The sequence below is a fragment of the Pseudovibrio sp. Ad26 genome, assembly GCF_001623285.1.
GTDB lineage: Bacteria > Pseudomonadota > Alphaproteobacteria > Rhizobiales > Stappiaceae > Pseudovibrio > Pseudovibrio ascidiaceicola.
The window spans coordinates 181123-205169 of the sequence record NZ_LMCE01000047.1; the positions used below are offsets into that span (position 1 = coordinate 181123).

A 24047-nucleotide genomic window follows, 5' to 3' on the forward strand; every position below is an offset into this window, starting at 1 on the left:
ACAGCTTGAGTGATCAGAACATTTGCACGTCGCATAGGTCTAGCTCTTGTTAAACTGCTTTATCTCTTGTTTTTGCGTGTCTTTATCCAAAACCTGCTTCCACTTTTTAGCAATACGCACTAGCATGGCCTCCATGAAGACGCCCACATTGAACTCTACTTTTATGGATCTGGCATTGGAGGAAGCGCGCGCAGCAGAAATGCGCGGCGAAGTCCCCATTGGCTGTGTTGTTGTAAAAGATGGAAGTGTCTTATCCTCTGCGGGCAACCGCACACTGGAGCTGAATGACCCCACTGCACATGCAGAAGTGCTGGCCATTCGCGAAGCCGGAAAGCAGCTCAGCTCTCAGCGGTTGGAAGGCTGTGACCTCTACGTCACGCTGGAACCATGCCCAATGTGTGCCGCTGCCATCTCCTTCGCCCGCATCCGCAGGCTCTATTATGGGGCAGGGGATGCCAAAGGCGGCGGCGTAGACCACGGCGTCCGCTTCTACTCCTCCCCAACCTGCCACCACACCCCCGACGTCTACTCCGGCCTCGCCGAAACAGATTCCGCCGCTATGCTCAAAACGTTCTTCCAGGGGAAGCGGGATTGAGGTGTTGGGGTGCTTAAACTAGCTGCACGCTTACTTAATTTCTTATTCTTTTAAAAATTATTATTTCTGGAAATACAAATGCATAGAAAATACCTGTTTTTTTTCTTCGTTGCACCATTCCTTTATTTATCAGTCTTGTTGTCGCTCCCTGCCAATGGTTCAGATTTCGATGTCATCAAAGAGGCAGCTCAGAATGGAAACCCGAATTCACAATTTGAACTCGGGAAAAAGTACGTTACTGGCGATGATGTACCTAGAGACTATAAAGAAGCAGCCAAGTGGTGGCGTTTAGCTGCAGACGCAGGTTACCCAAACGCCCAAAATAGTCTTGGTGTTCTGTATGCCATAGGGAAGGGCTTGCCACAGGACTACGAAGAAGCAGTTAAATGGTATCGCCTTGCTGCTGACCAAAGCTATGCGGTCGCGCAATTCAATCTCGGAAAGGCCTACATTCGTGGACGAGGGGTGCCACAGAACTATGCAGAAGCAGCCAAATGGTATCGCCTTGGAGCTGAGCAGGGCCACATAGGGGCTCAGTTCAGTCTTGGGCGCATGTACGTCAAGGGGCAATCTGAGCAGAAAGATCTTGTTGAAGCAGTACATTGGTTTCGAATGGCCGCAGAGCAGGGCCATTTAAAGTCACAAGTTCTCCTTGCTGAGGCCTACACAAATGGATTTGGTGTCCCTCAAGATTATAATCAAGCGGCCGAATGGCATCGCCTTGCCGCCGAGCAGGGCTTTCTCTCTTCGCAGAATAATCTAGGGCAATTGTATGCAGATGGGCGAGGTGTACCGCAAAGCTTCAAGGAAGCGGCAAAATGGTATGGCCTTGCCGCTGAGCAAGGTAATGTTTATGCGCAAAATAATCTCGGAACTTTGTTAGAGGCGGGGCAAGGGGTACCAAAAGATCATGCAGCAGCAGTAAAACTGTATCGATTGAGTGCTGAGGCTGGATTGGCCGGCGGACAATATAATCTCGGGAAAATGTATTACTTAGGTCAAGGTATTCAAAAAAGCGTTGCTGATGCTATGAAATGGTGGCGTCTGGCAGCAGATCAGGGTGATGCTGATGCACAGAGTAATCTGGGTACGCTGTATCAGCGCGGAGAGTTCGTAACTCAAGACCATGCTGAGGCTGCCGAGTGGTATCGTCTTGCCGCAGAACAAGGCAATGCTTCAGCACAAAGCCAAATGGGTATATCGTTCACTTTGGGGCGGGGCGTAAAACAAGATTATAAGAATGCATATTTTTGGTTTTTTGTGGCGGCTAAAATTGGAAACAAAAGTGCTGCCCAAAACAGAGATAAAGTTGCAACACAGCTTACATTTCAGGAAATAAAAGAGATTAAGCAAGAAGCTTCAGAGTTCCTCGCCAAGATGAAAAATCAGTGAGGCTTCTGCCTCACTGTTACTCCTAAGCCGCTCTTTTCGCCGCGATCAAAGACCCTCCTGCAATCGCCAGTGCTGCGATTACGATGTTAGCGGCAAGGGTGCCTTCTCCAAACGCGATCAGCAGAAGCGTCGAGATTAAGGGCGCGCCATAAGCGAGGACGCCGAGCAGTTGAACGTTGCCGTGCTTCACGCCAAAGTCCCACGTGTAAAAGGCAATGCCCACGGGCCCCAGACCCAAACCAATCACGGCGATGATTTGTGTAAGATCCTGAGGGACAGCTGTGGTCTCCCAGAGGAAATGTGCGAGCCAGCCAAACACGGCAGTTAAAGCACAATAGCCGATCACCGCATCGGAAGAGGTGGTCTTGATCAGTCGGCTCAAAACAGAATAGCTGGACCAGATCAACGCACAACCCGCCGCCGCCACATAGCCAACAACGTACTCCCACTGCAGATTGCCTGCAGAATTGTCCCAGCCAAGCAAAACCCAATACCCAGCAAGAGCGACAAGAGCGCCGCCAACATGCCACCTTGTAATGGTTTCTCCCGGCAACAGGGCAGAGAACAACACAATGAGCAGCGGCCAGATGTAGGCAATCAGTCCCGCTTCAACAGCAGGCGCATTCTGCAAAGCAACAAAGTACAGCGCATGGAACCCAAACAATCCGCCAACACCAAGCAACCAGCCGGACAGAGGCAGCTTGAAGGCGGAACGCACATCAGCTTTTCCTGTCAACAGCTTGCCGGAGAGTGTGAGTGTCGCCACCGTAAACGTCATGGCCAGCAGCTGGAACGGCGGAAACTGATCACCGGTCAACTTGGTCAGCACAGCAAGCGTGCCCCACAAAACAATGGAGATACTCCCGATCGAGGTCGCAGCGCTGACCTTGCCAGCTGATTGGTTCTGTAACATTTAAAATTCCGCTTGAAGACTGAGGCCATCACATCGCTGGAGTTTCCAACGAAACCGACCAGATCCTGCCTCATTTCCTGCATATTAGAATTAGGCAAAACAGGAAATAGATTTTCTTTTTGAGATTTTCGAAAGACCGCGGTATCCCTGAACCAGCAGTCCTCTTAAACAAGCTTTTGGACCAAGAGTGGAGATCTGGAACGAAGTCATGCCCTATCAAGCTGTCATCCGTGAATATGACCGGCTGGAACTCGGACATCACCACGCGTTCGCGCAGGCTGTTGTTCCGTTAAAGGGCGAAATGCAGATTGAAATTGGCGGCCACTTCAAGCAACTGACAGTCGGCTCCGTCGGCCTCATAGCGCCAGAAACCCTGCATGACAGCGAAACAACCTCCGGCAGTCGCTTCCTGATCATCGATGTCAGCGACAGAGCGGCCATCTCTCAGTTCTTCCGGCATCCCGGCGACAGCCATCAGGAGCTCTCACCGCTCGCACTGAAGTACCTCAACTTCGTCGCCTCGCTCACGGACACGTTTGAAGTGGACGCAAACGGCGCTGCCTCCATCCTGAACACAGCCCTTGAACTGGCAACAGGCCGAACCACAGATTTCATAGATCAAAACGCAATCACACAGCGACTACAGAGCGTAAAAGAGCAGCTGCCCACTCACAACAAGATCTCCGATATCGCGAAAGAGGGCGGCTACTCGGTCAGCAGCCTGCAAAAGAAACTCAAAGCCTCCTACGGCAAATCCCCAAAACAACTCCAGCTGGAGATGCGTCTGGACAAAGCTCTGACCCTGCTCAGATCAACAGACCAATCCATCGCAACCATCGCCTTCCAGGTTGGCTACGAGAACGCCTCGTCCTTCACAAACATCTTCAAAAAACACTTCGGCCTGACACCCTCTGACTACAGAGCCCAGTACCGTGCTTCCATGACGAGCCACGGCTAAATCCGTGCAGCTGTGAGTTCTTTCTGAAACTCTCTCATTTTCACCAGCAGCTTTACTCTCTGTTTCATACGGCAACGATCAGCCCATGCCATTAGTCGTGCAGCCGATATAATCGGTCCGAAGAGGTGCGTCACAAGCAGGGCACCGTGGCAAAGGCAGATCAGGTGGTTCCATGCTGGAGTTTAACAGCCATACCAATCACAGAAATCCCTCAGGCAGAGCATGGGCGCTGCAGGCGATCCAGAACATTGAGGCGGACTACAATCGCTCGGCAGATACCCACCTCATCAAACTGAACATTCCCAAACTCACAAGGGCAGGGATTGATCTTTACCTGAAAGACGAAAGCACCCACCCAAGCGGAAGTCTCAAACACAGGTTGGCACGCTCGCTCTTCTTATATGGCATCTGCAACGGCTGGATCCGGGAAGGGACACCAATTGTAGAATCCTCTTCAGGCTCAACGGCGATCTCAGAAGCGTATTTTGCGCGGCTGATCGGAAACCCTTTCGTCGCAATCGCGCCCAAGGCAACTGCAACAGGCAAGATAAGAGAGATCGAAGCGCTGGGCGGTGAGGTGCATTTGGTTGAGCCCTATCAGATCTACAAGGAAGCGGCGCGACTCGCGAAAGAACTGGGCGGCCATTATGTGGATCAATTCACCTATGCGGAGCGCGCAACCGATTGGCGCGGTAACAACAACATAGCGCAAAGCCTGTTCTCCCAAATGGAACTGGAACGCTTCCCGGCACCCAAATGGATAGTCATGAGCGCTGGAACAGGCGGGACAACGGCAACCCTTGGCCGATACATCCGGCTCCATACTGAGGACTACTCCAAAACACAGCTCTGTGTGGTAGATCCTGAAAATTCGGTGTTTCATGAGTATTACCGAAACAGAGACAAAAGCATCGTCAGGAACAAACCTTCGCTGATTGAGGGGATCGGCAGACCGAGAGTGGAACCATCCTTCATGCCGGACGTCATAGACAGAATGATCGACATACCGGACGCTGCGAGTATCGCGACAATCAGATGGCTGGAAGGCGTGATCCTGCGCAAGTGTGGCGGCTCAACAGGCACAAATCTGTATGGAGCTCTCGCATTGGCCAAGGAGATGATGGAAAACGACCAGGAAGGCTCCATCGTCACTCTCATCTGCGACAGCGGAGAGCGATATCTGGACACTCTTTACAATGACGATTGGGTCGCCAGCAAAAATCTGGATCTCTTACCCTACATGCACAAACTCATAGATTTCGCCGAAATCGACAGCATTTAGTGTGCTTGTCAGGTAGGACAGTCTGTTCCCAACTCGTCACAGACTGTGTGGATCTCGAACCGACGACAATATGGTCGTCGTCTGCACCATCAAGGCAGATCATAGAAACCTAAAGCATTGCCAGAAGGATCGGCAAACTCCGAATATGTAACGACCTCTGGTATTTCGACTGCTTCACCAGTGTCGATATTCAACTCAGATCGTACTTTTTGAGCAGCTGCCATCTCCTCCACTAGAAAGCGAAGGATGGTGCCACTTGGTTGCGCGTCATCCGCTTCAAAGATTTGCAGCCAAACGCCCGGCGCAACCTTGAACTCCACGATGCCGGGAACTGGTCTGATTACTTCAGTGTCTGGGCCAAGAAAGTTCGTATACCACGCCTCTGCTTCTGCCAAGGAAGGCACAGGCACGCCAATAGTCACCTCTTGAAATGGCTCTGCTGAGACAATACTCGCGAAAGCCAACGAGGCAACACAGACCAATGCGAACCTGCGAATGACGGTGATTATATTTTGCAGCGAATTAAACGACATAATTTTTCCTTTATGACTTAAATATAGTAACTATACTTTATGTACATAAAGCCATTTGTCAACATCACCGCTTTTGGCCCCGGAATATTGAGAGTGTCACGGTCTCAAGCATGTTCCCCTTTTGGGAAGGAAGAGGGGATGCAGTCTTTAGAGATGTCGTGATGGCTGGAAGGTGTAATCCTGCGCAAACGCGGCGGCTCAACAGGTGCAAACCTTTATGGAGCTCTGGCATTGGCCAAAAAGATGATGGAATGCGATCAGGGAGGCTCCGTCCTCATTTGCGACGGAGATGAGCGTCATCTGAACATCCTTTAGGAAGATGATTGGGGGAGATGGTATTGGCATCCTAAACTACAAGCAGGCTTAGTTCGGGTAAGCTGGAGCTGGTTCTTGCCAGTATGCTTTGGAGAAATACCAGTCGGTTCTGATTGTGTTCGCTATCAGCAGTCACTGAGTCAACAAGTACCTATAGGTTCGACGTAGATGGCCATTTTTACATATCCAGGGTCGTTCTACAGACCCTGGAATGGACTGAATTTCTTCATCAGCCGTCGAACTCGACTATTTGGCAGCCTTGGAGGTCAGCTTCGCCAAAACACCGCGCATTTTCTCGATTACCGGGGACTTATCGATATTATCCAGATCCTTCATTGTTTCTTTTGGATCCTCATAAGCCAACCAGACCTGACCCTCGGAATCCTCATAGACCTGCACTTTGAGTGGCAGGAATAGACCTGCCCGCGGATCGATCTCCATCGCAGGTGTGCCAAGAGCCGGATTACCGAAAATCAGTAACTGGTTCGCTGGAATGGACATGCCAACTTTTTCGGCTCCCGCTGCATGATCAACACGAGCAAATATTGTTGCCCCTGCCTTTTGAGCAGTAGCCTCCAGTGCGTCCATAGTCTCTTGCACTGCCTTGTTGGTGTTGACCTTGATAATATCTTGAGCCATGGCGGGATACAAACTTCCAAGTATTAGAGCTGAGGCCAGAAACAAACTACGCAAATCATTATCCTTCTTGTGAAACTAATTCGACGTGGGGGACATAAAGTTAAATGCAACAGAAGCCCAACATAAACTCCAAGCTGAAGAAATAGAGCCTTTCCCCTACCGGAGTTTATTTATTTAACTATGGAAATATTCTGACTACATATAAATTATTTTCACATGATCGTGTTTTAAGGCTGGAAGCTATGGGATGAGGCTTACAGCCACCTAGCAGATTTTATTCGAGTAGCGGCATCATCTAAACGAATTGTCTCAGTCTTCAATGGGACAGCCAAACGAGGGATTCTGATCGTTCGTCCCACGACGCTACCTGCTGTATTTGAAGGTTTGATTTCCAGTTGCGAATGCTTCTTAATTGCAATAAGTTTATCTCTAGTGAAACTCAGCTCGAAGACTTCGACTGTTGAGGACGGAATAAGCCCGACTTTGCGCACACCATCAAGGAAGGCATCTTATGTCGACAAATACAGCTGCAGATACCTCAATCGACTTACCTACTAAATTTCGAAGTGCTGGATTGCGTTTCACAAAGCAAAGGTGCCTCATTGCAGAGCACTTATTTTCTGGTGGTCATCGGCATATAGACGCTGCCATGCTGTATGCAGAGCTTCTCGCAAACGGCAAGCACCTGTCTCTTGCCACAATCTACAACGCACTACGCGATTTTGAGCAGCATAATCTCATCCGGCGCATTGCAGTCTCAGCAGATAAGGTGTGGTATGACACGGATATTGGCGATCATCGCCATTTCTATGTTCCCACTGAAAATCGCATTATGGATTGCCCTGATCAGAAGCTATCACTCGCCAAGTTTGCCGATCCCCCAGAGGGGTATCAGGTGACGAGCATCGACATAGTTGTACACTTGGCACCCAAAAATTAAAGCTGGTGCCAGTAAACTCCAATGCCAGAAACTGTTTCTTTCAAGATGAAACCACTCTTCCATCCTGCATCTTGTGCCTCTCTCAAAACAGCGAAATCAAGAACGCCTGCGAGACTTAGACAGTGACACGGGAATAGCCTTGCTCGTTGGGGTGCCGGATTGATCGCCTACGGAGTAAACTGGTACGAGGACATTCACCTCGGGGAAGTAAGAGGCGATGCAGCCCTGTGGCATGTCGTAGGGTACTACCTGAAAATCGAGAGCACGCCGATTACGTCCATCTTCGCTCACCGTCCCGATATCAACCTTTTCACCCCTGGAAACACCTGCCCGTCGCATGTCGATCGGGTTCATGAACACCACTTTGCGTCCACCAGAGATTCCTCGGTAACGGTCGTTGAGTGTGTAAACGGTGGTGTTGAACTGATCGTTGGAGCGCAGGCTCTGTAGGGTAAAGGTGAGCTTGGGGGCTCTGGAAGTTTGCTGTGCTGAAGTCGCAAGCGGAAGGGAGTAGCCGGAGAACTCCGCTTTGCCGGACTTTGTTGCCCATCTGCGATCAGCAATTGGATTACTCAGATAAAATCCGCCCGGGGTACGCACCTGACCATTAAATCCAGCAAACTCAGGCAGCACTTCCTCAATCTTTTCCCGAATGCGATCATAATTCTCAATGTAATGCGTCCAGTTGACCACCTTGTTGCCAACGGTCGCTCTGGCCAGTCCGGCAATAATCGCAGGTTCTGACATCAAAAGATCAGAGGCTGGCGGATTTACTCCAGTAGATCCATGGATTCTGGAGAGTGAATCCTCCACAGTGACCATCTGCTCACCAGAACGCTGGTCGTCGTATTCAGTGCGGCCCAGGCTAGGCAGAATATAGGAGAGGGCACCTGTCATCAGATGACTGCGGTTCAGCTTGGTTGCGATGCTCACCGTCAGGCGACATTTGCGTATCGCTTCTTCTGTCAGGTTTGTGTCCGGCGCAGAGCGGGTAAAATTGCCTCCAAGGCTCATGAAGACCCGCAGCTTGCCTTCATTCATCATCTTGATGGACTCAACGGCATCAACACCGGCATCCATCGGCGGTTCAAACTCAAAGGCTTGCTGCAAAGAGGTCAGAAATTCCTCTGAAGGGTCAGAGGTAATGCCCATACGGCGAATACCCTGCGTGTTCGCATGGCCCGGCATAGGGCAAGCTCCAGCCCCCCGCTTGCCAACGTTTCCGCGAATAAACAGCAGGTTCATCATCTCGCGAATTGTTGCAACAGAGTGTTTGTGCTGGCTGATCCCTGTGCCCCACGTGATGATCGGGCGATCTGCCTGCACATAAATCGCAGCTGCTCTTTCAATCTCGTCGCGGGAGAGGCCAGACTGGTCCTCAATCTCTTTCCAAGGCGTCAGTTCAAGCGCTTTCTCATAGCTCTCAAACCCGTTGCAGTTCTCTTCAATAAACACCCGGTCAACATGGTTATGGGTGAGTATCCGCTCATAGTCCCATGCCAGAATGGTCTTCACCATGCCGCGCACAGCCGCCATGTCACCGCCCAGCTTCGGGGTGAAGAAATGGCTCGCCACAGGTGCGGAACCAAACCGCATCATCTCCAGTTGGTTCTTGGGGTCCGCGTAGCGTTCCAGTCCGCGCTCTTTAAGCGGGTTGAAGGAGACCACATGTGCGCCGCGTTGCGTGGCTGCACGTAACACCGGCAACATCCGCGGGTCAGTCGAGCCCGGATTGTGGCCAAAAACGAAGATGGCATCAGCTTTGGAGAAGTCTTCCAGACGAACCGTGGCCAGCCCACTGCCGATCGCTTCTTCAAGCGCAATACCACTGGCTTCATGGCACATATTGGAGCTGGACGGGAAGTTTGTGGAGCCATAAACACGCCCGAACAGCTGATAGAGAAAGGCCGCTTCGTTACTTGCATGCCCGGAGGTGTAAAACACGACCTCTTTGGGGTCTTTGATGCCCCGCAGTTCTGCACCAATTTCCTTGAAGGCCTCAGCCCAACTGATTTCGTTATAGCGGTCAGTTATTCTGTTGTAGCGCAGCGGAGCTGTCAGGCGGCCTTGGTCCTCAAGGTCAATATCGGAGAAGGTCTGTAATTCAGAAACCGTGTATTCCTGAAAAAAGGACTCCGTGATCCTCTTATCCGTCATCTCGGCAGCAACAGCTTTGACGCCGTTTTCACAAAATTCGATGGACGAGGTCTTTTCAGGGTCAACCCATGCACAGCCAGGGCCAATAAAACCGTCAGGCTGGTTTGTTTTTAAAACTGTCTGGATTCCTGAAGTAAGCGACGTGTTTTGCAACAGAGCCTGACCACAGCTCCACACGGCACCCCAGCCACCAGCGGGAGCTGTTGATTTCTTTGCAATAATAGTGTCGGACACGCCGGACTCCTCAGGCTCTTAGAACGCCCACGAACTTGATGAGTCGCTAGCTGTAGCGTGTGAAGCTGTATCCACGGTTGCAACTAAATAGATTTAAACAATTCTCTTGTGCTAACTTGACAGCCAGATCGCTGGGCGTTGCCATGACTGCAAGTGTTCCAACGCGGGCGCTAACGGCTTTTTGCACCAGATCAGAGCTGCACCGGCTCGTTGTGATGACCAGATCAACGGGTTCGTCGCTGCGCACACCAGCCCCGAGAGCTTTGTCCATGGCGTTGTGCCGGCCAATATCTTCGCGCACAGCCAGTATCTTATCACCACAACACACAGCAGCTGCATGCAAACCACCGCCATAAATGCCATTGAGCTTTTGCTTGGATTGCATCGCTTCAAACATGGCCCCAATGCTCGCGGTTTTGGGAGCAGGCTGCTGGGCAAGCGGGGTGAGGGCACGTAAGGCGGCACGAATGCTATCAAGACCGCACAGGCCACAGCCAGACGTTCCGGTCAGCAGGCGCTTGCGCTTCAAAGCCGTGAAGAACAACTCATCATCAATATCCAGATTGACGCTGATGCCTTCCTCGCCATGCTCATTCAGATTGATCGAGCGCACATCACTGATGGAGGACACAATCGACTCGCTAATAGCAAAGCCAACGGCAAAGTCTTCCAGGTCTCTGGGCGTGGCCATAAACACAGCAAAGCCTTCTCCATTCAACGTCACCGCAATGGGGACTTCTGGAGGAAGTTTTCTGCCTTCAGCAATCGGTGTTTGCCACTCAGGGTCCAGAATAGACAACCCAGACTCCACTTCTTTCTATTCTTCTTATCAAGAGATTAGGTAGTTCTCGATCTTTTGGTCAAGCTCAACCTTTACCTCATCACGAAGCCCGGCGCTATCCTCCAATATTTCTCGCGCCTTCAAAAAATCAAGCACTTGATACTGCTTAATGTTTGGGAAGATTGAAAGATCAGGTGCGCGTATCTTCAACTTTTCCTGAGAAATGGTCTGCATGAGGATTTGGGTCGCCCCAAACACGCTTTCTGTTGCACTGGGAAAATCGCGTTTTTTACTTCTTTTGGGCGTGCCGACTACATCCACCGCAATCACCATGTCACAATCGCTCGGTAGTGCATCAAAGGGCAGCGGGTTTACAACGCCGCCATCAATGAGAACGGTATCGTTCAGGTGCACAGGCCTGAAGACAAACGGAATGGCGATACTGGCTGAGACAGCATCCACCAGATTACCTTCTGAAAACCGCACTTCCTCTGCCTTGTAGTAATCCGCGGCAATGGCCTGAAACGGGATGGAAAGCTCGGAAAAATCATTCTTCAGCACATCCCCCACAAAGACTTCCAGCACACGTTTGGAATCAAACTGACCAATGCTGGACTTACCACCAAGCAGGTCTGCAAAGCGCTTGGGCATGCTCACTTCAACCAACTTGCTGAGCACCTTCTTCCACTCACCAAGTGTTTCAAGAGTATACGCCTCAAGCTCGTCTCCGCTCACGCCCCCTGCATATCCTGCACCAATCAAAGCGCCGATGGAGGTACCGGTTATGGCATGAGGTGTGATGCCCATGTCATCAAGAGCTTGCAAAACCGGGATATGGGAGAGACCACGGGCGCCTCCGCCACCAAGGGCGAGGCCAATCTTGGGAGTGCTCATTGAAAGCCTGATCCTTTAATAACTCTCATTAAAAATATAGGTGCTCTCGCTTGCTTTCCAATTGAAAACCGAGAGAAATACCGTGATAATCACGAATGACGAACATAGATAAACAATAGATGGGCACTGGGGCAAACATATCAATTGATTTGGTGGCAGTTAAGCATACAGCTTGGCTGGTTGATATGAAGCAAGGCTCCAATCTTGCGGTGTAAATGATGAACTATTCCATGGGTTATCCGGCAGGCTTTGATCGAAACCTACTGCAGTTTTCTCAAGACCTATGGAACTGTTCGTCCCTGCAAAGCCGCTGGGAAGAACTTACCAGTTTTGCTGAAAAGCTGGGGTTTGAAAAGGGCGCCTACATCATCGTTCCCAAAATCGAAGGCCGTGTAGAAGACCGGCAGCCGATTTGCTTGTCAAATCACGCAGATGATTGGGTCGATCATTACAACAGCCATCATTACTACTTCAAAGATCCCGGTATGGATCACCTGCTCAGCGGCAAGAAAGCGGATCAGCTCTGGACGGATTACACCGTCAGACCAACCGGGAAGATTGATGAAGGCTTCTTCCATGATGTCCGCTCTGCGGGCCTGAAGTTCGGTGTGACCATCCCGGTGGACTGTTCCAACAAGCATTTGGTTGGCGGCGCCAGCTTTGCCTCCTGTGAACGGACACAACTCGGCTTTGATGCACAGATGACGGCGAAGTATCCGATCCTGAAAGGTGCAGTGCAGCTTTTCCATACCTACGCGCAAGAACCTGAAACCCTGAGTGAGTTTTTCGGGTTCACGCCGAGAGAGCATGAATGTCTGCTGTGGTTGACGGCGGGGAGGGCAAATAAAGAGATCGCCCACATCCTGAACCTCTCAGAGAAAACCGTAGAACATCACATCAAACGAGCCTGCAAAAAGCTGCGAGTGACGAACCGTACGCATGCCGTAGCCCGTGCCATGACCTTTCAGTTGCTTTCGCCCTAGGCCTCTGCAACTTTAAGGCATCAGGGAAAATCCCCCATTGTTATGAGTTGTGCATTTATGCATAATCAAAGTCGCTAGAGGTTGCACTTTAGCTCCTGCATGGCAACTTTTCGCCTCGTGCAGTTGTTTGTGGTAGTTTATCAATTTGATCTGTTGGTTGGGCACAGGCTGTCGTTGTCCGACTGAAAGTGTAGATAAATTTAACTCCTCCGAAGTTCGCTTCGGAGGATTTTTTTTGACAATGACTTCAGTTGGCACAAAAAAGAGCGGCTCGAAAAGCCGCTCTCTGTGAACTCAGGTTATTGGGTAAAGAACCGCTTAGTCCTGCTGCTCACGCTCAACAGCGCGCCAGCCGATATCTTTGCGGTAGAACCCACCCGGCCAGTTGATCTTCTCAACGGCCGCATATGCTTTTTCACGCGCTTGGGAAACTGTCGCCGCCCGCGCTGTGATGTTCAGAACACGCCCGCCATTTGAAAGCAATTTGTCATCAGCAGAAACCGTACCCGCATGGAAAATCTCCACGTCCGGGTCAGCTGCGGCTTCAGTCAGGCCTTTAATCTCGCTCAGTTTCTCATAGGAACCCGGATAGCCCTTGGTTGCCATCACAACAGTGATAGCAGGATCTGTGTGCCATTCTGCATCTACCAGATCCAGTGTCCCCTCAGCGCAGCCAAGCAGAATCGGCAGTAGATCGGTCTTGAGGCGCATCATCAGAACCTGACATTCCGGGTCGCCAAAGCGCACGTTATACTCAATCAGCTTCGGACCGTCCTTGGTGATCATCAGACCCGCATAAAGCACGCCTTTGAACGGGCAACCTTGCGCTTTCATGTCTGCAATGGTTGGGTGAATGATTTCTCTCATCACCCGGTCCATCATCTCCTCGGTCATCACAGGGGCAGGGGAGTAAGCACCCATGCCGCCGGTGTTCGGACCTTCATCACCATCGAACGCTCGTTTATGATCCTGTGCTGTCGCCAGCGGGAGAGCATTCTTACCGTCTGAAAGAACAAAGAAGCTGGCTTCTTCACCTTCAAGAAACTCTTCAACAACCACTTCTGCACCAGCATCACCGAAGGCACCGTCAAAGCAGCTGTCGACTGCATCGAGCGCTTCCTGCTCGTTCATGGCCATGATGACGCCCTTGCCAGCAGCAAGGCCATCTGCTTTGACCACGATCGGAGCGCCTTGCTCACGAATGTAGGACTTGGCAGCCTCGGCATTATCAAACCGGCCATATGCAGCGGTTGGCACGTTTGCGCGGGAGCACATGTCCTTGGTGAAACCTTTTGACCCTTCCAGCTGAGCAGCAGCAGAAGAAGGACCAAACACACGCAAACCAGCATGAGTAAGACTGTCAGACAGGCCATCAACCAGTGGAGCTTCCGGGCCAATTACAACAAAATTGATGTCGTGGAGGCGGCAGAACTCGATAACACTGCGATGATCAGTCGGGTCCAGTGCAATACACTTGGCAAATTGCTCGATGCCTGCATTGCCCGGGGCAACAAACAGTTCGTTCAGCACCGGAGATTTCGCCAGAGACCATGCCAGCGCATGTTCACGCCCGCCAGAACCGATCAGCAGAATATTCATTGAAGTAGACCCTGAAAATAAGAAGGGAACAGGTTCCCCAGTTGTGCGTCTAGGATGTGATGCAGCCTGTAGCATGAGTATGGCTCACAGTAAACGAACAACAGCTCTGGAGAGACCAAAATGCCCCGTCCATCAGTCGAACTGTTGCTGGTTACACCACTGTTTATGAATGAATTCTTCGAGCTGCTGGCAAAATGGGGAGAGCAAGACACCCTTTCAGAGCCGGTTCGTTCGCTGGAAGAAACTGCCCGCAGATTGCTGGTAGACCCAAGTGCAGGGCAAGCATGGTTGATCAGGAGCACGGGAAAAAGCCTCGGGTTTGTGCTCGTAAGCTATCGGTATAGCGTACGGGCCGGCGGCAAAGTCGGGTTCATTGAGCAGGTAGCGCTCGCTCCAATGGAAGGGATTGAGCGACTGTTACCTCCTGTGCTGCAAGCATTGGAGGATGATCTGGCACAAAAGTCTGTCGTTAAAATGGAAGTTTCGCTGAAGAGACCGGAGCGAAAGACCAGAAAACAGTTCTTCGAGGAATTTGGCTTCTTGACGCAAAGTGTTGATCTGTTGGAAAAGACAATTCACTACGAAGAGGAATTTCCTCTCAGCTTTTAGAGCCAAATTGGATCTGGCTGCAAAAATGCAAGAGAATGCAGACAGACTCTAAGAATACGGTGAGGTGGCAATGTTCAATACCAAAGACACTGGTCCAGTTGCAGATGCTGTAAAGCGTCATTGGGTTGATACGCGCTTGCCACCAGGCCTTCGTCCCTTTGCCCGTCTTGCAAGGTGGGAGCGGCCAATCGGCTGGTACCTGCTTATGTGGCCATGTTTGTGGTCATTAGCCCTCGCATCCAATGCGGCAGGAGCTGCCATTCCAAACATCTGGTACGCAGTGCTGATGTTTATCGGCGCAGTGGCAATGCGTGGGGCAGGGTGCACCTACAACGACATCGTCGATAAAGATATTGACGATAAGGTCGAACGCACACGCTCTCGCCCAATCCCCTCAGGTCAGGTTTCTAGCAAGCAAGCCAAAATCTTTATGGCGTTGCAGGCGCTCGCCGGGTTTGTGGTATTGCTGCAGTTCAACACCTTCACCATAGTCCTGGGCATATCCTCTCTGGCAATTGTTGCTGCCTACCCATTTATGAAACGCATCACCGACTGGCCACAATTCGTGCTTGGTCTGGCGTTTTCTTGGGGGGCATTGATGGGATGGGCAGCCGTATTTGGCAGCCTGTCACTGGCGCCAGTTCTGTTGTATTGTGGTGGCATCCTCTGGACAATCGGCTACGACACCATCTACGCCCATCAGGATAAAGAGGACGATGCTTTGGTCGGCGTACGCTCAACAGCGCGGTTGTTTGGTGAAAAAACCCGTCAGGCTCTTGTCATTCTTTATGGCGCAACAGTTGTTCTGTTTGCAGGCGCCTTCATTGCTGCAGGCAGTGGCCCACTTGCATTTGCCGGATTGGCGCTTGGTGCGTTTCACCTGCTGAACCAGATCCGTGTATTGGACATTGACGATGGCGACCAGTGCCTTCAGCTCTTCAAGTCCAACTCAACCTTCGGCTTGATCCTGTTTATCGGATTGGTGCTGGACGGCCTCGCGACCTATTACCTTTAGAGCGTATTCCTGAAAAGTGGTTTCGGTTTTCGGATAAGAATACGCGTGAAAATAAAGGCTGAGAGCCTGTTATGTGAATGCAAATGAACACAACAGGCTCTAAGAGTCTTAGCGCCGCAAAGATGTGAAACGGCGGGAGCTGGCGAAAATCTTCTGCAGACGTGTTGGTTTGCCTGTTTCGCGGCCAACAAGAAAACGCGGGCGCCGCCCAGTCAGCGCTCGAAGCTTTCTGCGTGGCAGCGCCTCACCTTTAGAGCAAGTGTTAAGTCCAAGACGGGCCAACTTTGAGGTGCCATCGCTATCAATCATGAGCAGCGGTAGTGCCAAAATATCTGACCAGGCTTCCCAGTAATCAGCCGTCAGCTCCATATCTGTGCTGGTATAAAGCGGAATGCTCAAAGCATGATCGCGATGCAGTAAAATGACCTGATACTCAAGCTCATCACTAATCTCATTGACTGTCGCTCTGGCACCAACACCAGAGTAAGACCCAAGCGGAACCGTTAAGGTCAGCGGAAGACCGCCCATCTCACGGCGTATAAGCACCTTGTCTGGATCAATGCGAATATCGGATCTGTTAACACCCGGTGTTTCAAGAAGATCATCAGGAAGGTCCGCCTGCATGCAAAACGGCAGCGATACACTCACACGATTAATGTGGTTGTCGTTGCTCGCAAGGCCCAAAAACTGCGATTTGTAGTTGATCACGGAACTGCCCCTCCCTCCACAGGTGTGGAGGTTTCAATTCATCTTCTTTTCAAACTAGAGGAAAATTACAGGGTAGAATCTGCGTAAGTTCTTAACTCGAATGGTTAAAAAACTCTGTTTTTAAAGAGGCTTAGCGAACCTATTCTGAACTTGATAAAATTCTAACTATCTTTAAGTGGGCTCATTTATACGCCAAGCCATGCTTGGCAAGCCGCTGCAATTTCTGCGTACAGCCCCGCGATTATTGGCAGGTGTGCTTGCTCTTGAGACAGGCACGCCCTAAACACGAAGAGCAAGAAAACAGGAGGTCCATGCGAATGTCTGACGCAATTGCCAATTCAAAGCTTGAAGAGCAGGCAGTGAGCTTGGTGGAAGCTGCAAAAGCAGCCGGTGCCGATGCAGCAGACGCAATCGCAGTTACGGGCATGTCATTGTCTGTTTCCGTGCGCGAAGGCAAGGTTGAAAACACCGACCGCGCAGAAGGCAACGACGTGACACTCCGCGTATTTGTGGGCAAGCAGGTTGCCAGCATTTCATCCAATGCGAGTGACGACCCTGCTGAACTTGCAGCCCGTGCCGTTGAAATGGCAAAGGTCACGCCGGAAGATCCATACGCTGGGCTTGCTGAACCTGAGCGTCTCCTGAAAGACATCCCTCAGCTGGACCTGATAGATCCACGTGAGGTGAATGCCGAAGAGTTAACCAGAACCGCACTGGACGCAGAAGCTGCGGCTCTTGCTGTTGAAGGTGTTTCCAAATCAGGCGGTGCTGGCGCAAGTTGGGGACTTTCCGGCATCGTACTTGCCACAAGCCATGGCTTCGTTGGTGCCTATCAACGCTCTCGTTCAGGCTTCTCCATGACTGCCATTGCTGGTGAAGGCACCGGCATGGAGCGTGATTACGAGTTCGATTCCCGCACCTATTGGGATGATCTGATGTCTGCGGAAGAAGTTGGCCGGATTGCAGCAGAGCGTACCGTGCGCCGCCTCAATCCACGCCAGCTGGAAACCCGTAAGGCGCCAGTGGTTTATGAACCACGCACAGCGCGTTCCCTGCTTGGTCACTTTGCAGGCGCGATCAACGGAGCCTCAATCGCCCGTGGAACCAGCTTCCTGAAAGATAAAATGGGCCAGCAGGTCTTCGGGAAAGGTATCACCATCTCCGATGACCCGTTTAAGGCGCGCGGCGGCGGCACAGCTCCGTTTGATGCGGAAGGAACCGGTGCTGAATACCTCAACATGATTGAAGACGGTATTCTGGGCCATTGGTTCCTTGACGGATATGCAGCGCGTGAGCTTGGCCTGACCTCAAATGGCCGTGCACGCCGTTCCGGGTCCTCCACCTCTCCAAGCGCAACCAATCTGACGCTTCAGGCGGGTGAGAAAACACCGGAAGAAATCTTAAGAGATATCGGCGAAGGTTTGCTGGTAACGGATTTGATTGGTCACGGTGCAAACGGTGTAACAGGTGACTACTCCCGAGGAGCCTCAGGCTACTGGGTCGAAAATGGCGAAATCGCCTATCCAGTGAGCGAAATCACCATCGCAGGCAACCTCAAGGATATGTTCCTGAACCTGACACCGGCATCTGATCTGGACGAACGATATGCAGTGGCCACGCCAACAGTGGTTATCGAAGGACTGACGATTGCCGGAAGCTAACAAATATAGCGTGCAGGAAGATTTAGAGCTGTTGGTTTCAGCAGCTCTGGAGGGCGGCAAGATCGCCCTTTCTTATTTTGGGAACTCACCAAAAAACTGGACCAAAGAAGGCGACTCGCCTGTATCTGTCGCTGACATCGAAGTTGATCAGTTTCTGGCATCTAAATTGCGCGAAGCACGCCCCGACTATGGCTGGCTCTCGGAAGAAACTGAAGACGATCTGGTCCGAAAAGACTATGAGACAGTTTTTATCATCGACCCGATTGATGGAACACGTGCGTTTTTGAATGGACGTGATGAGTGGTGCCTGTCGCTGGCAGTGGTCAAAAATGGTCGCCCAACAGCTGGCGTGATTTTTTGCCCGGTGCGTGATGAGCTTTACACCTCCGTAGAGGGAGGAGGCAGCTATCTCAATCAGGAAAAGATTGTGGTTTCAGATCGCCCGTCCGTCACCGGCGCCTACATCGCAGGCCCCGTCAGCTTCCTTGAAAAAGAAGGCGTAAAGAGTGAACAGATTCGGTTCAGTCCTTATCTGGGCTCACTTGCCTACCGTTTTGCTCTGGTTGCCTGTGGGAAATTGGATGCAGGTCTGGCGCGTGCAAGAGCCCGCGATTGGGACCTTGCCGCAGCGGATTTAATCATCAGTGAGGCTGGGGGCCAGTTAGTAGACTTGTCTGGATCGACCCTCTACTACAATAAAACTAGAACAAATCACCCCGGACTAGTGGCATCTTCTGCCAAATTGTTTAAAAGGCTTCAGGGAATATCCGTAGAGGATTAATCCTTATCGGTTTCCGGTCGGACTCTCTGTGAAGAAGGTGAGCGAACACTATGAGTGCTCAAGAAGAAAACCAGCAGCTACTTCACCTCGTGTTTGGTGGTGAATTAGAAGATATCAGCAATGTTCGCTTTAAAGATCTTAAGGATCTGGACATTGTAGGCATCTACCCGAACTACGCTGAGGCACATGTCGCGTGGAAAGCAAAGGCGCAAGGTACCGTTGATAACGCATTGATGCGTTACTTTATTGTACACATGCACCGTCTGCTTGATCCGGGCGCAGAAACCAAGTAAGTACTGCGCCTCCCGGGAATTCTGCCCGAACTCAAATGGGCTTGTGAAATGTTGAAAAAACTAGGCAAACACCCGCTTGTCATGAAGCTAGCGGGCACTGCCATGGCGTATTATCTGCTCTTTGTCTACAAGAGCAGTAAACTCACCATTGATCCTCCAGAGGTTTATGAGGAACATGAGGAGGGTGCACCATTCATCGCGTCCATGTGGCACGGTCAGCATTTCATGCTACCCTTTGCTTGTCCAAAGCACTGGGACATTAGGGTTATGATTTCCCGCAGTGCTGACGGCGAAATGCAAGCGGTTTGCGCATCAAAACTGGGACTCGGTACAATCCGGGCCGCTGGTGCGCAGCGCTCCAGTCAAATCAAAAAACGTGGAGGCATGCGCGGCTTTATTGAAGCTGTGCGCGTGCTCAAAGCAGGCGCCACAGTCTCCATGACAGCGGACGTGCCCAAAGGTCCTGCGCGTAAGGCAGGCAAAGGCATCGTACAGCTGGCCAAGCACTCCGGTCGGCCAATCCTGCCCGTAGCAATGGCAACCAGCCGCCATTATGACCTTGATACTTGGGATAAGGCATCCATCAATTTGCCGTTCAGCCATATTGGGTTATGCTTTGGTAAACCTATTCCGGTGCCGGCTGATGCAAGCGATGAACAGGTCGAGGAAATTCGTCAGCGTCTGGAAAACAGCATGAACGAAATAACTGACAAAGCTTACGCCATCGCCAAATCAGGCAAATAACAAACACTGGCAGAACTGGGTCCCATGAGTTCAGTGATCTTCAGAGTCTATCAAGGTCTTGGCCGTCTGGCCGCGCCGCTCCTTGTTGGCTTGTATAAATTGCGCGCCCGCCAGGGCAAAGAAGATCAGAACCGCAAAGGGGAACGGTTTGGTGTCGCCTCGAAAGAGCGGCCATCTGGCAACCTGATCTGGATCCATGCAGCAAGTGTAGGGGAGGCCAATGCCGTCCTGCCGCTTGCAAAGCAAGTCGTTGACGGTGGTTCCAAAGTACTGCTCACAACAGCGACACTGACATCTGCGCAGGTGGTTGAAGCCTCTGCGCCAGAGGGCGTGATCCATCAGTTTGTTCCTTACGATACGCGCGGCAACATCAAGAGATTTCTGAACCACTGGTCACCTTGTCTGGCAATCACAGTTGAATCAGAAATCTGGCCGGCAACATTCCATGAGTTGGAAAAGCGGCAAATCCCACTGATCATCGTCAATGGACGCATGTCAGAAGGCTCCTTTTCAAATTGGAACCGTGTTCCCTCCTTTGCCTATTCAGTCTTTGGAACCGTTGATTGCGTGCTCGCCCAGTCAGATGATGATGCGGCCAGGTTCAAGCAACTGGGAGCAATCCGCGTCAGACCTACGGGCAATATCAAGTTTGACGGCAATATTCCTGAGTGTGATCCGGTAGAACTCGCTGACTTCAAAGATCAGCTCGAAGGTCGCCCACGATGGCTTGCAGCCAGCACGCACCCAGAAGAAGAAGTTGAAGTTGCCAAGGCCCATCAAGAGCTCAAGCACAAGTTTGATCGCTTGCTGACGATTATCGTTCCAAGGCATCCGGTCCGGGCACAGGAAATTCGCGAAGAGCTGGAGCAGATGGGCCTTGTGTGCACTCAGCGCTCTCGGGGCGAAGCCATTACCAATGCGACCGATATCTATATAGCTGACACACTCGGAGAGCTAGGCTTGTTCTACCGTGTTGCTCCAATCGTGTTTATGGGTGGTTCTCTGAGGCCAATCGGTGGACATAACCTCCTTGAGCCTGCGCAGATCGGCTGCGCGATCTTATCTGGTGTGCACACTCAGAATTTCGCATGGATCTATCGCCACTTCTCAAAGGAAGAAGGCGTTCTTCTGGTACACAACACCAGTGAGTTGGCCGATCAGATCGAAAACCTGCTTCACAATCCTGCGGATGTTCAAAAGCGTGCTGACACAGCAAAAACGCTGGTTGAATCTGGACGGGGCGCTCTGGCAGCGACCCAACTTGAGCTGCAGCAGTATCTGCCAGTGAAGCAACGAGCAGCAGGGAAGGAGTAGACGATGAACGCTCCTGACTTTTGGTGGACGAAAAACGGAACCTGGCAAGCCAAACTCTTGAGCCCTTTGGGTGCGCTCTACGGCTACATGGCGACACGTCGTTTCAGGTACAATCCCAGATACAAAGCCCGTCAACCTGTCATTTGCATTGGCAACTTTACAGCAGGCGGAACCGGTAAAACACCATTTGCGCTGGCGTTGAATGCTCTGTTGAAAGAGGCTGGCCACAAACCCGGCTTTCTTCTGCGTGGCTACGGAGGTTCGATTAAAGGACCGCTGCTCGTAGAGCCGTCAAAATATGCCGCCGCAGAAGTCGGCGATGAAGCGATGCTATTGGCACGCCGTGGCCCAACAGTGATCTCTGCTGATCGCACAGCTGGTGCCAAGCTTTTGGAAGAGCAGGATATTTCTGTCATCATTATGGATGATGGATTCCAGAACCCGTCTTTGCATAAGGACTTCTCCATCGTTCTTCTGGATGCGAAGACCGGTATTGGCAATGCTAGATGTATTCCGGCGGGTCCATTGAGAATGCCGTTCAAGAAACAGCTGCAGCGGGTTGGCCTGCTGATGGTTGTGGGTGAGGGCGATGCGAGTATCGATCAGCAGATGGCGGCACAGCAAGCTGGGATCGATTTGATGCACGCCGCAATCCGTCCTGTGTCCGCAGATGCCTTAGACGGGGAGCGCGTGCTTGCATTCGCGGGAATTGGCCGCCCTGAAAAGCTATATGCCAGCCTGCGGGAGGCGGGAGCTGAGGTCGTTGAGACCATGTCCTTCCCGGATCATCATTACTTCACGAAAGACGACGCGCGCCTGATACTGCGTGAAGCTGAAGCGCAGGACTTGCTGCCAATCACGACCACAAAAGATTACGTGCGTTTGGATGGCCGCGAAGAGCAATCTATTGCGCGGCTTGCAAGCGTGGCAAGTGTGTTGGAAGTGGAGATGAAAATCGCTGATCCAGACGCCCTCATTGAGCGCCTGAAACCTGTGTTGGACTGCGAAAAGCCTTAGGCTTGTAGGCCGTTGCTCTCATAGGCTTTAAGGGCAGCATCTGCATCAATGTACGCTTCCTGGCGAGATACACTCCAGTACTTGAGTTCTTCAAGCATGATCGTTTTGCCAGTGATCGCACACTTCACAAAGTTACCGGGTGCTTTCACCTGATAATCACCATCCAGATATTGGATACGTGCTTCTGTTGGAACGCGTGGCTGTTCAAAACGGTTCATTATTTCAGCATCCAGAGTTGTTGCGTTTTTCCTTTCTTACCGCTCAAACCCTAAAAAGGCCAGCGGTAAGAACATGCATCTTATGCAAATAAATCTGGCAGCATTTATGCAGCTGCTAGTTTTTCCTTGCGGATTTTCTCAATCGTTCGCCAGCAAACATATTGGGCCAGAAAGGCGAAAACAACACCGCCGATGGCTTGTCCTGCCAGAACACCGTTTGCTTGATAGAAGTACGCACCGGCAATGGTGAACGGGATAGTCCCAAGAGTTGCTCTGCCCCAGTTGAACAGCATGGAGTAGATTGGGAAACCCAGATTGTTGAAGACTGCATTGGTGACAAACAAAGCAGCATTGAACAGGAAACCAGCTGCCGCAAATGTGCAGAAGAAGAAGACCAGCGAAGCGCTGTCACCCTCAGCATTGAAGAACTGCACCAATGGCTCCTGCAACACAAACAGCAAACCCCAGGCTGACAGCGTATAAACCACGATCAGCAAAAGAGAATCCTTCACAACCTTGCTAAGCCGGTCGAACTCCAGGGCTCCAAAATTCTGGCCAATAATGGGACCAACTGCACCGGAAAGAGCGAACAGCGCACCGAAAGCAACAGGAATAATCCGACCAACAATCGCAAAGCCTGCGACCGCTCCATCACCAAACTGAGCCATTTCCGCAATAATCCAGGCATTACCTGCTGGTGTTGCGATGTTGGTCAACATGGCTGGCGTCGCCACTTTGAACAGATCGACCGTATCGCTGACAGTTTTCGAAATCTCAGGCTTGCCGAGCATGTTGTGCTTGATGATCAGGATATAGAGGCCAACACCAACCATCACCAGGCGAGAGACAACAGATGCGATTGCTGCGCCAGTGATACCCATATCAAATCCGAAAATGAGGATCGGATCTAAAATGGCTGTCACAAAACCGCTTGATAAGGTCACAAACATCGCGCCACGTGCATCGCCAACTGATCTCAGCAGCGCTGAAAGCACCATTGCGCCAACAAGGAACGGCATGGAAGGCACGACGATGTAAAGGAAGAGCAGCGTGAAATCGAGCGTGCGCCCGGAAGCACCAAGTAACATCGCCAGGTCATCCAGAAACGCCAGACTTCCAGCTACCACAGCAAGTGATATTAGGGTCGATATTATAAGAGACATGCTCACAAGGCGATATGCGCCTTTAACATCACCTTGCCCGATACGCCGGGCAACGGAAGCACTGGCGGCAATGGAAAGCCCGATGCCAATGGCGGAGTTGAAAAACATGATGGTTCCGGCATAGCCAATTGCCGCCGCAAGTTCTTCAATACCTAACTGTGCTATGTAAAAAAGGTTTGCAAAATCAACGAGAAAAATAGCAATCAATCCGACTGAGCCGGTGGATGTCATCACCAGGACATGGCGCATGGTCGAGCCATAGGTGAATTTTGCATCCCGTGCGCCGGATGAAGTTGGTCTGGACATAAA

At 51.4% G+C, this 24047-nt stretch carries 24 protein-coding genes; 14 read left to right on the forward strand and 10 right to left on the reverse strand.

The genetic code is table 11. The features are described 5' to 3' along the window. Positions 1-163: 163 nt before the first annotated feature. Positions 164-595, forward strand: a complete 432-nt coding sequence (locus PsAD26_RS07290) for a nucleoside deaminase (RefSeq protein WP_063298790.1) — start codon at positions 164-166, stop codon at positions 593-595. Positions 596-673: 78 nt separating this feature from the next. Beyond that, positions 674-1987 carry an SEL1-like repeat protein gene (locus tag PsAD26_RS07295; RefSeq protein WP_063309867.1) on the forward strand — a complete coding sequence of 438 codons (1314 nt, stop codon included), beginning with the start codon at positions 674-676 and terminating at the stop codon, positions 1985-1987. A 22-nt stretch (positions 1988-2009) separates the two neighbouring features. Here the strand turns inward: PsAD26_RS07295 and PsAD26_RS07300 are convergent, their stop codons facing one another. Further along, complete coding sequence (locus PsAD26_RS07300; protein ID WP_063309868.1) at positions 2010-2900, reverse strand: EamA family transporter; 891 nt, start codon at positions 2898-2900, stop codon at positions 2010-2012. Between the two features lie 208 nt (positions 2901-3108). Between PsAD26_RS07300 and PsAD26_RS07305 the strand changes: the two genes are divergently transcribed. Next, positions 3109-3858 (forward strand): AraC family transcriptional regulator, encoded by a 750-nt coding sequence (locus tag PsAD26_RS07305; protein WP_063309869.1) that lies wholly within the window; start codon positions 3109-3111, stop codon positions 3856-3858. Between the two features lie 172 nt (positions 3859-4030). Next, on the forward strand, positions 4031-5140 hold the full coding sequence (locus tag PsAD26_RS07310) for a PLP-dependent cysteine synthase family protein (protein WP_206599999.1): 1110 nt from the start codon (positions 4031-4033) through the stop codon (positions 5138-5140). An 89-nt stretch (positions 5141-5229) separates the two neighbouring features. On the opposite strand, the gene PsAD26_RS07315 is transcribed toward PsAD26_RS07310, so the two are convergent. Both PsAD26_RS07315 and PsAD26_RS07320 read right to left on the reverse strand, forming a co-directional pair. Further along, a complete protein-coding gene (locus tag PsAD26_RS07315; RefSeq protein WP_063309870.1) occupies positions 5230-5673 on the reverse strand; it encodes a VOC family protein in 444 nt (147 codons plus the stop codon). A gap of 561 nt (positions 5674-6234) precedes the next feature. Further along, entirely contained in the window at positions 6235-6627 is a 393-nt protein-coding gene (locus PsAD26_RS07320; RefSeq protein WP_063309871.1) for a DUF302 domain-containing protein, read from the reverse strand. A gap of 511 nt (positions 6628-7138) precedes the next feature. On the opposite strand from PsAD26_RS07320, the gene PsAD26_RS07325 reads away from it, so the two are divergent. Beyond that, on the forward strand, positions 7139-7567 hold the full coding sequence (locus PsAD26_RS07325; RefSeq protein WP_063295484.1) for a transcriptional repressor: 429 nt from the start codon (positions 7139-7141) through the stop codon (positions 7565-7567). 96 nt (positions 7568-7663) lie between these two features. On the opposite strand, the gene PsAD26_RS07330 is transcribed toward PsAD26_RS07325, so the two are convergent. From PsAD26_RS07330 to PsAD26_RS07340, 3 genes are read right to left on the reverse strand one after another with little or no spacing between them, the layout of a single operon-like run. Next, the gene (locus PsAD26_RS07330) at positions 7664-9958 is read right to left on the reverse strand and encodes an FdhF/YdeP family oxidoreductase (protein WP_063309872.1); all 2295 of its coding nucleotides are present in this window, start codon (positions 9956-9958) and stop codon (positions 7664-7666) included. A 46-nt stretch (positions 9959-10004) separates the two neighbouring features. Then, positions 10005-10757 carry a formate dehydrogenase accessory sulfurtransferase FdhD gene (gene fdhD, locus PsAD26_RS07335; RefSeq protein WP_063310079.1) on the reverse strand — a complete coding sequence of 251 codons (753 nt, stop codon included), beginning with the start codon at positions 10755-10757 and terminating at the stop codon, positions 10005-10007. Positions 10758-10787: 30 nt separating this feature from the next. Further along, entirely contained in the window at positions 10788-11633 is an 846-nt protein-coding gene (locus tag PsAD26_RS07340) for a patatin-like phospholipase family protein (protein ID WP_063309873.1), read from the reverse strand. Between the two features lie 215 nt (positions 11634-11848). On the opposite strand from PsAD26_RS07340, the gene PsAD26_RS07345 reads away from it, so the two are divergent. Next, positions 11849-12616, forward strand: a complete 768-nt coding sequence (locus PsAD26_RS07345) for a LuxR family transcriptional regulator (RefSeq protein WP_208860111.1) — start codon at positions 11849-11851, stop codon at positions 12614-12616. Between the two features lie 318 nt (positions 12617-12934). On the opposite strand, the gene purD is transcribed toward PsAD26_RS07345, so the two are convergent. Next, positions 12935-14215 (reverse strand): phosphoribosylamine--glycine ligase, encoded by a 1281-nt coding sequence (gene purD / locus PsAD26_RS07350; protein WP_063309874.1) that lies wholly within the window; start codon positions 14213-14215, stop codon positions 12935-12937. A gap of 120 nt (positions 14216-14335) precedes the next feature. Here purD and PsAD26_RS07355 point away from each other — a divergent pair, with 120 nt between their 5' ends. Together PsAD26_RS07355 and ubiA are read left to right on the forward strand one after the other, a co-directional pair. Further along, positions 14336-14824 (forward strand): hypothetical protein, encoded by a 489-nt coding sequence (locus PsAD26_RS07355; protein ID WP_063295488.1) that lies wholly within the window; start codon positions 14336-14338, stop codon positions 14822-14824. A 70-nt stretch (positions 14825-14894) separates the two neighbouring features. After that, positions 14895-15839 (forward strand): 4-hydroxybenzoate octaprenyltransferase, encoded by a 945-nt coding sequence (gene ubiA / locus PsAD26_RS07360; protein WP_063309875.1) that lies wholly within the window; start codon positions 14895-14897, stop codon positions 15837-15839. A 108-nt stretch (positions 15840-15947) separates the two neighbouring features. On the opposite strand, the gene PsAD26_RS07365 is transcribed toward ubiA, so the two are convergent. Further along, the gene (locus PsAD26_RS07365; protein ID WP_063309876.1) at positions 15948-16547 is read right to left on the reverse strand and encodes a DUF6101 family protein; all 600 of its coding nucleotides are present in this window, start codon (positions 16545-16547) and stop codon (positions 15948-15950) included. Positions 16548-16864: 317 nt separating this feature from the next. Between PsAD26_RS07365 and PsAD26_RS07370 the strand changes: the two genes are divergently transcribed. From PsAD26_RS07370 to lpxK, 6 genes are read left to right on the forward strand one after another with little or no spacing between them, the layout of a single operon-like run. Beyond that, positions 16865-18208 carry a TldD/PmbA family protein gene (locus PsAD26_RS07370; protein WP_063309877.1) on the forward strand — a complete coding sequence of 448 codons (1344 nt, stop codon included), beginning with the start codon at positions 16865-16867 and terminating at the stop codon, positions 18206-18208. After that, positions 18195-18989, forward strand: a complete 795-nt coding sequence (locus PsAD26_RS07375; protein WP_063309878.1) for a 3'(2'),5'-bisphosphate nucleotidase CysQ — start codon at positions 18195-18197, stop codon at positions 18987-18989. The genes PsAD26_RS07370 and PsAD26_RS07375 overlap by 14 nt, the downstream gene beginning before the upstream one ends. Positions 18990-19039: 50 nt before the next feature. Next, positions 19040-19282, forward strand: coding sequence for a DUF4170 domain-containing protein (locus tag PsAD26_RS07380; protein ID WP_057462263.1), 243 nt, complete (start codon positions 19040-19042; stop codon positions 19280-19282). Positions 19283-19330: 48 nt separating this feature from the next. Next, entirely contained in the window at positions 19331-20026 is a 696-nt protein-coding gene (locus PsAD26_RS07385; RefSeq protein WP_057462264.1) for a lysophospholipid acyltransferase family protein, read from the forward strand. Positions 20027-20050: 24 nt separating this feature from the next. Next, positions 20051-21340, forward strand: a complete 1290-nt coding sequence (locus PsAD26_RS07390) for a 3-deoxy-D-manno-octulosonic acid transferase (RefSeq protein WP_063309879.1) — start codon at positions 20051-20053, stop codon at positions 21338-21340. Positions 21341-21343: 3 nt separating this feature from the next. Further along, positions 21344-22357 (forward strand): tetraacyldisaccharide 4'-kinase, encoded by a 1014-nt coding sequence (gene lpxK, locus PsAD26_RS07395; protein ID WP_063309880.1) that lies wholly within the window; start codon positions 21344-21346, stop codon positions 22355-22357. On the opposite strand, the gene PsAD26_RS07400 is transcribed toward lpxK, so the two are convergent. Both PsAD26_RS07400 and PsAD26_RS07405 read right to left on the reverse strand, forming a co-directional pair. After that, positions 22354-22575, reverse strand: coding sequence for a DUF2093 domain-containing protein (locus tag PsAD26_RS07400; RefSeq protein ID WP_093517470.1), 222 nt, complete (start codon positions 22573-22575; stop codon positions 22354-22356). The two genes, lpxK and PsAD26_RS07400, sit on opposite strands and share 4 nt — an antisense overlap. A 104-nt stretch (positions 22576-22679) precedes the next feature. Continuing rightward, on the reverse strand, positions 22680-24044 hold the full coding sequence (locus PsAD26_RS07405; RefSeq protein ID WP_063309881.1) for an MATE family efflux transporter: 1365 nt from the start codon (positions 24042-24044) through the stop codon (positions 22680-22682). Positions 24045-24047 lie beyond the last annotated feature (3 nt).

What these genes read in the sequence shown, in the direction of transcription:
- PsAD26_RS07290 (WP_063298790.1), top strand. Translation starts at nt 164, where the DNA reads ATGGATCTGGCATTGGAGGAAGCGCGCGCAGCAGAAATGCGCGGCGAA.
- PsAD26_RS07295 (WP_063309867.1), top strand. Translation starts at nt 674, where the DNA reads ATGCATAGAAAATACCTGTTTTTTTTCTTCGTTGCACCATTCCTTTAT.
- PsAD26_RS07300 (WP_063309868.1), bottom strand. Translation starts at nt 2,900, where the DNA reads ATGTTACAGAACCAATCAGCTGGCAAGGTCAGCGCTGCGACCTCGATC.
- PsAD26_RS07305 (WP_063309869.1), top strand. Translation starts at nt 3,109, where the DNA reads ATGCCCTATCAAGCTGTCATCCGTGAATATGACCGGCTGGAACTCGGA.
- PsAD26_RS07310 (WP_206599999.1), top strand. Translation starts at nt 4,031, where the DNA reads ATGCTGGAGTTTAACAGCCATACCAATCACAGAAATCCCTCAGGCAGA.
- PsAD26_RS07315 (WP_063309870.1), bottom strand. Translation starts at nt 5,673, where the DNA reads ATGTCGTTTAATTCGCTGCAAAATATAATCACCGTCATTCGCAGGTTC.
- PsAD26_RS07320 (WP_063309871.1), bottom strand. Translation starts at nt 6,627, where the DNA reads ATGGCTCAAGATATTATCAAGGTCAACACCAACAAGGCAGTGCAAGAG.
- PsAD26_RS07325 (WP_063295484.1), top strand. Translation starts at nt 7,139, where the DNA reads ATGTCGACAAATACAGCTGCAGATACCTCAATCGACTTACCTACTAAA.
- PsAD26_RS07340 (WP_063309873.1), bottom strand. Translation starts at nt 11,633, where the DNA reads ATGAGCACTCCCAAGATTGGCCTCGCCCTTGGTGGCGGAGGCGCCCGT.
- PsAD26_RS07345 (WP_208860111.1), top strand. Translation starts at nt 11,849, where the DNA reads ATGATGAACTATTCCATGGGTTATCCGGCAGGCTTTGATCGAAACCTA.
- purD (WP_063309874.1), bottom strand. Translation starts at nt 14,215, where the DNA reads ATGAATATTCTGCTGATCGGTTCTGGCGGGCGTGAACATGCGCTGGCA.
- PsAD26_RS07355 (WP_063295488.1), top strand. Translation starts at nt 14,336, where the DNA reads ATGCCCCGTCCATCAGTCGAACTGTTGCTGGTTACACCACTGTTTATG.
- ubiA (WP_063309875.1), top strand. Translation starts at nt 14,895, where the DNA reads ATGTTCAATACCAAAGACACTGGTCCAGTTGCAGATGCTGTAAAGCGT.
- PsAD26_RS07370 (WP_063309877.1), top strand. Translation starts at nt 16,865, where the DNA reads ATGTCTGACGCAATTGCCAATTCAAAGCTTGAAGAGCAGGCAGTGAGC.
- PsAD26_RS07380 (WP_057462263.1), top strand. Translation starts at nt 19,040, where the DNA reads ATGAGTGCTCAAGAAGAAAACCAGCAGCTACTTCACCTCGTGTTTGGT.
- PsAD26_RS07385 (WP_057462264.1), top strand. Translation starts at nt 19,331, where the DNA reads ATGTTGAAAAAACTAGGCAAACACCCGCTTGTCATGAAGCTAGCGGGC.
- PsAD26_RS07390 (WP_063309879.1), top strand. Translation starts at nt 20,051, where the DNA reads ATGAGTTCAGTGATCTTCAGAGTCTATCAAGGTCTTGGCCGTCTGGCC.
- lpxK (WP_063309880.1), top strand. Translation starts at nt 21,344, where the DNA reads ATGAACGCTCCTGACTTTTGGTGGACGAAAAACGGAACCTGGCAAGCC.
- PsAD26_RS07400 (WP_093517470.1), bottom strand. Translation starts at nt 22,575, where the DNA reads ATGAACCGTTTTGAACAGCCACGCGTTCCAACAGAAGCACGTATCCAA.
- PsAD26_RS07405 (WP_063309881.1), bottom strand. Translation starts at nt 24,044, where the DNA reads ATGTCCAGACCAACTTCATCCGGCGCACGGGATGCAAAATTCACCTAT.